Source organism: Rhizobium sp. LjRoot98 (assembly GCF_964252935.1).
Taxonomy (GTDB): Bacteria; Pseudomonadota; Alphaproteobacteria; order Rhizobiales; family Rhizobiaceae; genus Pararhizobium.
Genome location: NZ_CAXUPW020000004.1, coordinates 89,998 through 101,936, shown reverse-complemented (window position 1 = coordinate 101,936; position 11,939 = coordinate 89,998). Strand labels below are relative to the sequence as shown.

The 11,939-nt window shown below is 58.9% G+C and carries 12 protein-coding genes; 4 read left to right on the top strand and 8 right to left on the bottom strand.

Features of this window, described 5'->3' with window-relative positions:
- Positions 1-28: 28 nt before the first annotated feature.
- On the bottom strand, positions 29-478 hold the full coding sequence (locus ACSQ3J_RS14850) for a MarR family winged helix-turn-helix transcriptional regulator (RefSeq protein WP_112834496.1): 450 nt from the start codon (positions 476-478) through the stop codon (positions 29-31).
- Positions 479-785: 307 nt separating this feature from the next.
- Between ACSQ3J_RS14850 and ACSQ3J_RS14845 the strand changes: the two genes are divergently transcribed.
- Positions 786-1,676: a branched-chain amino acid aminotransferase gene (locus tag ACSQ3J_RS14845; RefSeq protein WP_060511751.1), complete on the top strand. Its 891-nt coding sequence runs from the start codon at positions 786-788 to the stop codon at positions 1,674-1,676.
- Positions 1,677-1,781: 105 nt separating this feature from the next.
- Here the strand turns inward: ACSQ3J_RS14845 and ACSQ3J_RS14840 are convergent, their stop codons facing one another.
- Positions 1,782-2,042, bottom strand: coding sequence for a hypothetical protein (locus ACSQ3J_RS14840; protein ID WP_060505723.1), 261 nt, complete (start codon positions 2,040-2,042; stop codon positions 1,782-1,784).
- A gap of 438 nt (positions 2,043-2,480) precedes the next feature.
- Between ACSQ3J_RS14840 and ACSQ3J_RS14835 the strand changes: the two genes are divergently transcribed.
- A complete protein-coding gene (locus ACSQ3J_RS14835; RefSeq protein ID WP_164491969.1) occupies positions 2,481-2,645 on the top strand; it encodes a hypothetical protein in 165 nt (54 codons plus the stop codon).
- A gap of 135 nt (positions 2,646-2,780) precedes the next feature.
- Positions 2,781-3,422: an MBL fold metallo-hydrolase gene (locus tag ACSQ3J_RS14830; protein WP_060505722.1), complete on the top strand. Its 642-nt coding sequence runs from the start codon at positions 2,781-2,783 to the stop codon at positions 3,420-3,422.
- Positions 3,423-3,515: 93 nt separating this feature from the next.
- Here ACSQ3J_RS14830 and ACSQ3J_RS14825 read toward each other — a convergent pair whose 3' ends face one another.
- The 6 genes from ACSQ3J_RS14825 to ACSQ3J_RS14800 form a co-directional block, all read right to left on the bottom strand.
- Entirely contained in the window at positions 3,516-3,959 is a 444-nt protein-coding gene (locus ACSQ3J_RS14825) for a BA14K family protein (RefSeq protein WP_060505721.1), read from the bottom strand.
- A 145-nt stretch (positions 3,960-4,104) separates the two neighbouring features.
- On the bottom strand, positions 4,105-4,320 hold the full coding sequence (locus tag ACSQ3J_RS14820) for a cold-shock protein (RefSeq protein ID WP_037098666.1): 216 nt from the start codon (positions 4,318-4,320) through the stop codon (positions 4,105-4,107).
- Positions 4,321-4,868: 548 nt separating this feature from the next.
- Positions 4,869-5,765, bottom strand: a complete 897-nt coding sequence (locus tag ACSQ3J_RS14815) for a DMT family transporter (RefSeq protein ID WP_060506053.1) — start codon at positions 5,763-5,765, stop codon at positions 4,869-4,871.
- Positions 5,766-5,906: 141 nt separating this feature from the next.
- Positions 5,907-7,058 (bottom strand): PQQ-dependent sugar dehydrogenase, encoded by a 1,152-nt coding sequence (locus tag ACSQ3J_RS14810; RefSeq protein WP_060505720.1) that lies wholly within the window; start codon positions 7,056-7,058, stop codon positions 5,907-5,909.
- Between the two features lie 75 nt (positions 7,059-7,133).
- Complete coding sequence (locus ACSQ3J_RS14805; RefSeq protein ID WP_436039393.1) at positions 7,134-7,865, bottom strand: class GN sortase; 732 nt, start codon at positions 7,863-7,865, stop codon at positions 7,134-7,136.
- Complete coding sequence (locus ACSQ3J_RS14800; RefSeq protein ID WP_060505718.1) at positions 7,831-10,179, bottom strand: marine proteobacterial sortase target protein; 2,349 nt, start codon at positions 10,177-10,179, stop codon at positions 7,831-7,833. Before ACSQ3J_RS14800 ends, ACSQ3J_RS14805 begins: the two co-directional genes overlap by 35 nt.
- A gap of 459 nt (positions 10,180-10,638) precedes the next feature.
- Between ACSQ3J_RS14800 and ACSQ3J_RS14795 the strand changes: the two genes are divergently transcribed.
- Complete coding sequence (locus tag ACSQ3J_RS14795) at positions 10,639-11,841, top strand: pyridoxal phosphate-dependent aminotransferase (protein ID WP_060506052.1); 1,203 nt, start codon at positions 10,639-10,641, stop codon at positions 11,839-11,841.
- The last annotated feature ends 98 nt before the right edge of the window (positions 11,842-11,939 follow it).

The window sequence follows — 11,939 nt, the reverse complement described above, 5'->3', positions numbered from 1 at the left end:
TCGCATAGGCCGGCTGTCTTGCCGGGTGTCAATTATCGCCGGCATTTTTCATGCCGGCCAGGAAACGTTTGACCAGTTCGCGCGCGCCGGGACCGGTTTTTTCCATGGCCTCGGCGATGCGCCGTGATTGTGGCTCGGCCAAGGCCCTTGCGAGCGTCTTGCCTTCCTTCGTTGTATAGAGCATGCGCTGCCTGCGGTCCTCCGGTCCAGCAACTTGATGAATATACCCTGAATCGATGAGCTGTTTCAAAACACGCGCCAGGCTCTGCTTGGTGATCCGCAGCGTATCGAGCAGATTGGCGACCGTCATGCCCGGTTCGCGATCAACAAAGTGCAGCACGCGATGGTGCGCGCGCCCGAAACCGCGTTTTTCGAGAATCACATCCGGGTCGGACGTAAAATCCCGGTAGGCAAAGAAGAACAGCTCGATGATTTCAAAATCAACCGCGTCCGTGTTGTCTGCCCCAGCCGATGGCATCTCGTTTTCGGCTTTTTGGTTCGGCTGTCCCGCCACTCAGTCGTTTCCTTTCAATTGCAGAGCATTCTACGAAACATTTGAAAAAATATGTCAGCTATATTGACATATTTTTTCGTGGTTGGTAAGTCTCTAACTGCAGAAGGGCGAACACCCGACGCTCGTCTCATCCGTGAAGATAGGCCGCGCCGCTCCGATCGCCAATTCAAAATCACCATAGCGGATTTCCGTCGTTCACGTTTGCCGATAAATGGGAACCGGGAAGACAATCAACATAAAGAATGGTGCGTTGGCGCCAAGGGATGAGACAATGGCAGCAGTTCCTTTTGATCAGTTGGACGGTCAGATCTGGTTCAATGGTGAGTTCGTTGACTGGAAGGATGCCAAGGTTCACGTGCTGACCCACGGGCTTCATTATGCCAGTGCCGTGTTCGAAGGCGAGCGAGCCTATGGCGGCCGTGTTTTCAAGCTTAACGAGCATAATCAACGTCTGCACAAGTCGGCGGAAATCCTTGGCTTCACCATTCCTTATTCGGTCGGGGAACTGGATGCCGCGACGGTGGAACTGCTGAAGCGTCAGGGCTTTTCGGAGGCCTATGTCCGGCCGATCGCCTGGCGTGGTTCGGAATCGATGGGCGTTTCCGCCCAGAACAACCGCATCAACGTCGCGATCGCCATCTGGCAGTGGGGCAGCTATTTCAATCCGGCTGAAAAGCTGAAGGGTATCCGTCTCGATATCGCCGAGTACCGCCGCCCCGATCCGAAGACCGCCCCTTGCGCCTCCAAGGCCGCCGGCCTTTACATGATCTGCACCATTTCCAAGCACGCGGCGGAAGCCAAGGGCTATGCCGATGCGATGATGCTCGATTATCGCGGTCAGGTGGCCGAGGCGACCGGCGCCAATATCTTCTTCGTCAAAGACGGCGTAATCCATACGCCGGTGCCGGACTGCTTCCTCAACGGCATCACGCGCCAGACGGTGATCGGACTGGCCAAGCGCCGCGGCTACCAGGTGGTTGAACGGGCGATCATGCCGGAAGAGCTTGCCGGTTTCTCGGAGTGCTTCCTCACCGGTTCTGCTGCCGAAGTGACGCCGGTATCTGAGATTGGCCCCTACACGTTCAAGCCGGCGACGATTTCCGAGACGCTGATGAACGACTACATGAAGGAAGTCTATCCAGCCGCCGTTGCCGCCGAATAAGCCGCAGGCAAAATCAATGAAAAAAGGCGGCCGATGAGCCGCCTTTTTTTGATCGTTGAGTATGCTGGGTTCACGCGGCCATGCACGCGCCGTAAATCAAATGCTTCAGGCCTTGCTTCCGCCCATGACCATGCCGGCAAGCCCGGTCAGGACGCCGCCGCCGACAAGTCCGCCGATGGCCTGCGTAATCAGTCCCGTGGCTGCGGCTTCGCCACCCACCATCTGAACGAGAAACCCGCCACCAAGACCGCCGATGGCACCGACGATCGTGCGCACGACAATGCTAAGTGCCTGTTGCTTGAGAACCGCGCCCGTTGCGTTTCCACCCGCTGCGCCGGCAATCAATTGCGTAATTATTGCTTCCATTGCTCGCTGCTCCCGTGTCCGCCACTGGCGTCCGGCCCCCCGGACTCACCTGGCACGCCGTCGATCCGGCATGCTCAGGTTGAGGCGAAAAATGGTATGAGTCAATTTCGCAACTGCGAAATGAGATTTTGAGTCCGGATCTCCTTCTGGTGGAGAGGCCCCACGGCGGTTTTCGCGAGACTTCTCCCGGCTGAAAACGTCGCCGAGCTGGGGCTATCTTGCTCAAAAAAACGGCACGAAATCCTGCCTTTGCCCTTCTTGCCACTCGCGTTTTTTTTGGCCATGCACCAGCCGTCTGGCCGCCGGCGCCAGTGCGCCTTGGCATGTTCCCTTTGGAACTGCGAATATTTCGAAATTGTAAAATACTGAATTCGTTCCGCTTTACCGGAACCTTTAAGCAATTCCGGTGTTTAGACGCCAACTGAGAGGATGAATGATATGTCGCAGACAATCTCCGAGGATTCACACTCCACCGCGCGCCAGCTGCGTCCCGTTGTCGTCACCGTTGTCGCTGCAAAGCTTGCGGTTTTCGCTCTGTTGATGACAACGATCAACTTTCAGGCGCCTTTGCCGGTCGCCGTCGAACTGGCGGAAATGCGCTAAGGCGATTTGTCCTCCGCCTTCCAGATAGGGCGCCTTTCGCAGCTGCTCTGTGTTTCCCTGGCGTCTTTGCCGTTTTCATTGCGGTGCGTCCGTCCTATATGCTGTTCAACGAGTGAGACAGCGAGGCACGGCTACATGTTACAGGCGGGCGTTATCCCGGTTACCCATTTCCAGCAAAATTGCACGGTTCTGTTCGATACCGAAACCAAGGAAGGTGTCATCGTCGATCCGGGTGGTGACGTCGATCTCATCCTGCAGACCATCAAGGAAAATGGCATCACGCTGAAGGCGATCTGGCTGACCCATGGCCATATCGATCATGCCGGCGGTGCCAAGGAGCTGAAGGAAGCCCTCAGCCTCGATATTATCGGACCGCACAAGGATGACCGGCCGCTGCTTGAAAAGCTGGAGACCCAGGCTGAAAAATTCGGACTGGCCATGAAGGTCGAGAACGTCTTGCCGGACCGGTGGCTGGAGGATGGCGACACCGTCTCGTTCGGTGAGCACGTCTTCGAGGTTCTGCATTGCCCCGGCCATGCGCCCGGCCATGTCGTCTACTTCAACCGCGAGCAGGGGTTTGCGCATGTCGGGGACGTGCTGTTTCGCGGCTCCATCGGCCGCACCGATCTGCCCGGCGGCAATCACCAGCAACTGCTCGATTCGATCCGCGACAAGATCCTGCCGCTTGGTGATACCGTCGGCTTCATCTGTGGGCATGGCCCGGGCGGGCAGATCGGCGAAGAGCGCCGGACCAACCCTTATCTGCGCGGTCTGTAACGGCCAGCATCGGTCCTGTGCCAGGGGCAGGGACAATAAAAAAAGGCACGTGCCGGTCAGCACGTGCCTTTTCAGTGAAACGAGACTGTCGCCTCAGCCTGCCTGGCAGAAATAGTCCCGGCCATCATAACCGCGGAATGTGCCGGACTGGGAATCGAACGAGCGGTAACGTTGCGAGCAATACCGGTACCAGCCGGGTGTCCAAGGCTCCAGTCCACCGTAGTTCTGAACAACGACCGGGCGTGCGCGGCGATAGACCGGGCGCGGCTCATAATATTCGGGCTCCGGATCGATATAGACGCGTTCCTGGTAGCGCGGTTGGCTGGCAATCGCGCCGCCGATGATGACGCCGGTAGCAAGGCCAAGTGCGCCCAGCGCGACAGCGTCGCCATTGTTGTGGCGGCGATAGTCTCTGTCGTAGCCACCATGGCGATAGCCGCGACGGCCCCAGTCTTCGGCCTGGGCGGACGATACTGTCGGAATGACCGTCGCTGCGGTGGCGATGGCAAGAACGGCAGCTTTGATAACCTTGTTCATTGATTCGATCCTGTTTTCGGCCGGACAATCCAGTCCTTGATGATGAAAACAGATTAGTCTGGCGAAACTGAACGCAGGCTGAATGAAAAAACCCGGCAACGAGGCCGGGCTTCAACGTGAATCTGTTTGCAGAAACTCGGGCCGTTTAGCCAGAAACCTGCAGGTTGACCGCCTTAGGGCCTTTGCCGCGGCGATCCGGTTCCGTGTCGAAGCTGACCTTCTGATTTTCGGAGAGTCCGTTCAGGCCCGAGGCCTGGACTGCGGAGATGTGCACGAAGATATCGGCGCCACCATTGTCCGGCTTGATGAACCCAAAGCCCTTGTCGGTGTTGAAGAATTTAACAATGCCAGTCTCGGCCATACGTCAGGTCCTTTTTCCTCTGCCCGGATGCAGCGGGCAGCATTACGATATTTTGCCCCAAAGGGCGTGCGGCAGGCAGTTCTCGACTATGAGGAAAGGGTCCTGTAATTGCAGCCAGCCATCGAAGAATTCCGTCTCTTTGCCTGACTGCCCGGGACATTGTGCGTGTCCGGCGCGCGTTAATATAAAGGTCTTCCCGTGTTCGCAAATTGCCCGAACACAGTAAGATTGCTGTGTTTATTTTAAATTGGCAAGCAAAAGTTTTTTGAAACAAGTGTGCCGTTTTGGTTTGTTTAAAAAGCAATCAACTGCCAAAAAATGCGGTTCTTCGGCCGATATATTGCAAACTATTGAAAATATTATCATTTGGCCGCGAATACGCATTTTTTAAGCCGTTTGAGGCTGAGTGTGCCTGAGAAGATTAAGGCAACACGACCCGTTTCCCCGGGTATCTTAAATATTAACCGTTTGATAAAACTGGTACTTGCGGGTGTTCTAATGCAACGCAGTCAACACTCGGAAAGCTACGCCTTATGACCGGCGAGGCATCAGGCGCCGGCTGCGATGCGTTTTGGCTTTGTCAGTTCGGGCACGATCTCGGCGATCAGCATGGCGGCAAAGATCGTTGCGCAACCAATGTAGCCAACGGTGGTGATGGATTCACCGAGCAGCAGAACGCCGAGCAGCGCGGCAAACAATGCTTCGCTCGACAAGAAGATCGCCGCCTGCGGCGCTGTCGTATAGCGCTGCCCGACCACCTGGCAAATGAAGCCGATGCCACTGGAAAAGAAACCGGCATAGAGGATTTCGGGCAGGGCGTTTGTAATGGCCGTCATATCGAGTGGTTCGAACAACGCTCCGGCTAAACAGCCCAGAACCGCACAGACGGCAAACTGTACCACGCACAGCAGCATCGGCCGGCCGGTACTGCCAACGAAAATGCCGACCAGCATCACCTGCAGTGCCCAGAAGGCAGCGCAGATGATGGTCAGGAAATCGCCGTTGTTCAGGCCGGCAAGCGTGCCGCCGCTGAGAAGGAAAATGCCGAGCAGCGCCATGCCGGCTGCCGGCCAGATGACCCAATGCGGCTTGCGGCGCAGGAACACCACGGTCAGGATCGGTACGAACACGACGTAGAGCCCGGTCAGGAAGCCGGAATTGGTGACGCTGGTCGTCAGGAGACCAAGCTGCTGGGTCATCGCACCGGCAAACAATGCCAGCCCGATCCACAGGAAGTTGCGGATGTTGGATTTCGGTGTTGGTTTCTCTGCCTTGCGATGCTCCCACAAAGCCAGCGGTGCTGCTACCGCGGTTGCAATGGCAAATCGAAGGCCGATGAACCACATCGGGCCGATCGATTCCATCGCTGTGGATTGAGCAACGAAACCGGCCCCCCAGATGGCGCCGGACATGAGCAGGAAGAGATTGGCCTGAAAGCGCGTCACGATGCTGGTCCTGATGTATCGGCACGAAGGCCTCATATCGGAACGATTTCAGGGCAGCAGTGCGTTGGATCCTATTTGCATCTGAGCTAACATCTGCACGGATTTTCGGCAAGCGGTCGTCTGGCGCAAATTGTCGGGCTATCAGCTCCTGTTGCCAGGTGCGGAAACCCGCAGAAGCGCGCCGCCGTCTCCGTCCGTCAACATCAGGATCGCCCCGTCGGGCGCAACCTTGACGTCGCGAATGCGTCCGAATTCGCCCTCGAACAGCTGCTCTTCGGCAACAATCGCGCCGTCTTTATCCCGTTCCAGCCGCGTCAGCAGTTCGGATTTCAGCGCTGATACCAACAGGTTTCCGTTCCACTGGGGAAACATGGCGCCGCGATAGACGTCGATGGCGCCGGGCGCGATGGATGGATCCCAGTAGTGAAGCGGTTGTTCGTAGCCATCGGCGGCCTGCCCGGTACCGATCTTCGCGCCGGAGTAATCCTTGCCGTAGGTGATGACCGGCCAGCCATAGTTCTTGCTCGGCTGCGGCGCGTTGATTTCGTCGCCGCCGCGCGCGCCGTGTTCGACCGTCAGCAATTGGCCACTGTCCGGGTCGATGACAATGCCCTGCGGATTGCGGTGGCCTTTTGACCAGACTTCGGCAAGTCCGGCCTTGCCGTCCTTGTAGGGATTGTTCTCCGGAATGCTGCCATCCGGATTGATATGCAAAATGGCGCCGGCATGGTCGCGCATGTCCTGTGCCCGAGCCCGTTCGCCCCGATCGCCGATGCCGAAGAACAGACTGCCATCGGCGGCCACCGCGATCCGCGACCCGAAATGCTGGCCCTTGCCGGTGAACCTATTCATCCGGAAAAGTTCCTGCACCTGTGTCAGGCTTTTGCCATCCTTGGAGAGGGTCGCGCGAACGACGGCCGTGCCATAGCGGCTGCGCTCTGCGACCGCCATGGAAAGAAACAGCGTGCGATTGGTCTTGAATTTGGGATCGAGCGCGACGTCGAGAAGCCCACCTTGTCCCTGCGGCGCCACGTCCGGAACGCCGGTGACTGGCTCGGACGCCTTTCCGTCACGGATGATGCGAAGGGTGCCGCCAAGCTCTGAGACAATGTAAGCGCCATCCGGAAGCACTTCGACTGACCATGGATTGTCGAGGCCGGATGCGATCGTATCGACCTGGACGGCCGCCTTTCCGGTCGTAAACTGCTTGGGAGTGTCGGCGAGGGCAGGGACGGCGGCAAAAGCCGACGCCAGTCCGGCGAATTTCAACAGGCTTGCGAATGGCGTCGTCATCTCATTCTCCCACGGATACCCGTTGAAGCTGGGTCTTGAGACACGCGGATCAAGGTCCCGAGCGAGGTTTTGCGATCAAAAGGATTTGACCGGGAGTTTACCTGATTCACCTTGCGCGGCGAGCGTTGATGGGTCTGCATCCGCGACAAGTTCGGCATTCATGATGTAACGCAGCGGGCCTTGCTCGGCGGCATCGAACGGCCAGCAGGTGGCGAGTACCAGATTGCGGCCGGGCGCATTGGCGTTGATGCCGCTTCGGTCCCAGCGAGCGATGCGGCTGCTGCCGGCGCGAAAGGTGAGGTTGGTGCCGTCGTTGCGGGTGACGACCAGGAGATCGCCCGGCTTGACGTCCTTGAGCCAGCGGAAATGCGTGTCGCGATGCGCGGCGATGACCGACGTGCCGGGTTCCCCCGGCGCAGGCGTATTGGCCAGGCGGGCCGGGCCAAAGGCCAGGGCCTCGCCGCTGGCGCCGGAAAGCACGACCGCCGTCTTACCAATCCGGGGTGCGGTGATTTCCGCCTCGGTGGAAAAGTCGGCCCAGGGCCAGGGTTTGACATTGGTTTCACCCTGCAGTTGCGCCTCAAAGCTGCGCTTCAAAAGAACCTGCGAAACCTCCGCCTTGGCCTTCATGTAAAAGCCTTTGCCGACCAGCATCAGGCCGGCGAGCGCGATCAGCAGGATTCCGGCCAGCACAATCGTTTCCAGCGCGGTGAGGCGCGCCAGAAAACCGGCGCGTCCTTCCTTGTCCTGATTTTCCTGGTTGCCGGGCTTATCAGACACGGTCGCTTGCCTCCAAAGCCAGGCCACGCAGTTGCCAGCGCCACAGGCTGAACGTTGTCGCCGCCATCAGGGCAAAGGCGAGCAGCAGCAGGCCGATCAGGATATGCCGGTCGGCAAGCGTTGCCGTCTGCGGCAGGTCCACCTGCTTGCCGGCGTCGGCGATTACGCTGGCGGCGCGCGCCGTCGGTGCTGCGGCCATCCGGTCGGCGACCATCATGGCCTGCTGTTCGCTCCGTTCAAGCGATGCCTTGCGCTCGCCTTCCGGCATGGCCTGCTGTGGCTTCTCGCCGAACACCTTCTCGAAATCCCAGCCCTCGGGCAGGTTGAGCGGCAAGTCGGTGCTGACGACCGGCTCACCGGTCGGACGGGACGGCGTCACATCGACGGCGACAAGGCTGGTGACGCGCGAGACAAGGTGGTTGGCAAGCGCTACCGTCTCAATCTGCTTGTCAAGCGCCGCCTGATCGTTGACCGCATAGGCATTGGCTTCGAGATCGTCGATCTTGCGGCGGGCCCAGAGCTTGGCGATGCCCTGGCCTTCGGAGGCCTTGGCAACATCCATTTCGATCCGCCACGGCTGGTTGCCGGTCTTGCCGGTGATTTGCAGCTTGCCTGCGGGCGTTGCGCCGTCAAGCTGCGCTGTCAGCACCACCGGCTCGCCGCGGTAAAGGTCGGGCATCGGGTTCGGGGTGATATCCCGGGCATTGGCCCCGTCGAAGTCAGCGGCGATGTCGGTCATCACAGGGTTTTCGAGCTTGGCAAACAATTCACCCATGCGCGCAGCAACCTGATCTTCCGAGCCGATCAGCGTGAAGGTGCCACGGCCGATTTCGGCGGCCTTGGTCATGAAATGCGTGTTGGGTGCCGAGCCGATGCCGACGGTGAAGACGCGAGCCTCGCCACGGTTCTTCGAAATCTCCTCGAACAGCTGTGCCTCGTTGCCGATCGCGCCATCGGTGAGGAACACCACCTGCCGCAGCGCTCCGGGTTCGACCGGACCCTGGGTGCGAAGGGCTGCTTCGAGCGCCGGCAGCATTTCCGTGCCGCCATCGGCGGTCAGGCCGCGAACGAAGGCGATGGCATCCTCACGTTTGTCCGGTGTTGCCTGGACGAGCGTGGGGAAATGCACCTCCATCGTGTCGTCGAAACGCACCACGTTGAACTTGTCTTCGGCCTTGAGCTTGGAAATTGCCAGCGCCAAACTATCGCGTGCCTGCTCGATCGATGGTCCGGCCATCGAGCCGGAGTTGTCGATGACGAAGATGACCTCGCGCTTTGCCGGTGTTTCCGTTACAGCGGACCCGGCGGGAGGCGTGACGAAGCCCAACAGATAGGTCTTGCCACCCTGGGTTTCGCGGAACAGGCCCGCATTTGGTGTCTTGCCGGCGATGGCGTTCCAGCTTAGCGCGAAATCCTTGTCGGCCGGCACGCTGCCGCCCTTCAGAGAAATCGTGCGCGCCATGTCATCGACCGTCTGCATGTCGGTCTGATGGAACGGCGAGGTGACTGTGCCAAGCGGGAAACCGGCATTGAGATTGACGGTCAGCGTCACCGGATTGATCCTGGCGTTCTCAGCCGGGTCGAGTACGGGGGCGGCGATCTTGTCGCGGTCCGGTACCGGATCGTTGACCGCATAGCCGGACTTCGGATCGAGATCGACTGTCTGGATGATTGGGTCGGGATTGTAGCGCGGTGCGACGACCATCGGGAAACGCAACGAGAACTCGCCACCCGACTGATGAACGCTGCTCTGGTATTCGATCTGCACGACGATGGTTTCACCCGGTCCGATATTGGCAACCTGGTTGGTAAAGATGTTAGGGCGCTGCTGTTCGAGAAGTGCCGTCTTCTTGCCCTCGGCCTTGGCTTCCTCATAGACCTTGCGGGCCTCTTCGCGGGCCTTGATCTCACCCTCGATGAAGCGGTCGCCGATCTGCATTTTCAGCGTATCGACCGCAGAATTTTCCGGCAGCGGGAAGACATAGGTACCTTCGACCCAACCCTTGCTCGGGTTCTGGAAGCGCTGGGTGACGCGGGTGCGAATGATCGGACCGTTGACGTCGATCACCACGTCGGTCGCCAGACGCGGCGCCTCGACGAAGGACCCCGGTTCCTTGGAGGGAAAGAGCAAGGCACCGGTCCCCATGTCGTTGGGGCGCACATAACCGGCAAGACGCTGCGGCTTGCCGTCATTGGTCTCGGCCACGGCGTGCGAAAAGACACCCATCACGAACAAAAGGACGAGTGTCAGGGCAGCAAGGGCTGCGACGATCGCATATTCGATGTGCCGCGCGGTCATGCGGCTTGGTCGCTTTGCTGAGTTTTCGGTGTCCAGAAGCATTGCAGGCCCCCTCGGCGCAAATGGATTCGTGTGCCTTCAGAAAAGGCTCCGAAATCGGCTGCACAAGGACGGAATTGCGGCAGGCCGAGGCATTTGTTGTGACCAAATCAAGGCGTTGCGGAAAGTGGCAAAAGTTTTTGTTTTTAATGAATAAATCTCGGTGAAGAAACGTTATTGCGCTCCGTCCGGATACGGCAGCCCGGGGCGACGTTTCTCATTGGCAGGGCTCAAAAAAGCAGAGTCGTTTCAATCGTCTGCGCAGCTCAGCCGACAAAGTGATTCATCCAAACCTGTGATGTCACTGAAGAAACATTGTCATGGTTACGCATTTTGCCGGTTTTATCGGTTCTTTGCGCTTGAAACCGGGGCGGTCTTTCGACATACACCTAACCGCTATGGAGCCCGGCGATGCCCGCTCTTGGCCGCATGCTGTTTCAACCTGATCAGGACAAACATATCATGGCCTTTCTTGCCGACGCCCTTTCCCGTGTAAAGCCATCCGCCACCATCGCCGTTTCCCAGAAAGCCCGGGAACTGAAAGCCAAGGGCCGCGATGTGATCGGGCTTGGTGCCGGAGAGCCGGATTTCGATACGCCGGATAACATCAAGAAGGCCGCCATCGACGCGATCAACCGCGGCGAGACGAAGTACACGCCGGTCTCGGGCATCCCGGAACTGCGCGAAGCGATTTCGAAGAAGTTCAAGCGCGAAAACAATCTTGAGTACACGGCTGCCCAAACAATCGTCGGCACCGGTGGAAAGCAGATTCTTTTCAACGCGTTCATGGCGACGATGAACCCGGGTGATGAAGTCGTTATTCCGGCACCTTACTGGGTTTCCTATCCGGAGATGGTGTCGATCTGCGGCGGCACGCCGGTATTCGTCGAAGCGACCCAGGCCAACAATTTCAAGCTGACAGCCGAAGACCTCGACAAGGCGATCACACCGAAGACCAAGTGGTTCATCTTCAACTCGCCGTCGAACCCGTCGGGCGCTGCCTATACGCATGCCGAACTGAAGGCCCTCACCGATGTGCTCCTGAAGCACCCGCATGTCTGGGTGCTCACCGACGACATGTACGAACACCTGACCTATGGCGACTTCAAGTTTGCCACGCCGGTTGAAGTCGAGCCAAAGCTCTATGACCGCACGCTGACCATGAACGGCGTCTCCAAGGCCTATGCCATGACCGGCTGGCGCATCGGCTACGCAGCCGGCCCGCTGTCGCTGATCAAGGCGATGGACATGATCCAGGGCCAGCAGACCTCGGGTGCCTGCTCGATCGCCCAGTGGGCGGCTGTCGAGGCGCTGAACGGCACGCAGGATTTCATTCCTGAAAACAAGAAGATCTTCGAAGGCCGCCGCGACCTCGTCGTCTCGATGCTCAACCAGGCCAAGGGCATCGAATGCCCGTCGCCGGAGGGGGCGTTCTACGTCTATCCGTCCTGCAAGGGCCTGATCGGCAAGACGTCGCCAAACGGTAAGCTGATCGAAAGCGACGAGGACTTCGTTTCCGAATTGCTGGAATCCGAAGGCGTCGCCGTCGTTCACGGTTCGGCCTTCGGCCTCGGCCCGAACTTCCGCATCTCCTATGCGACTTCGGAAGAGCAGCTCGAAGAAGCCTGCAAGCGCATCCAGCGCTTCTGCGGCGCCTGCAAGTAAGGCATCGTCACTGAACGACAATGGGCCCGCCGGAAACGGCGGGTTTTTTTGTTGGAGCTTGGCTACCTCGCCATTTCTCTCTGTCGCGAAATCTGACA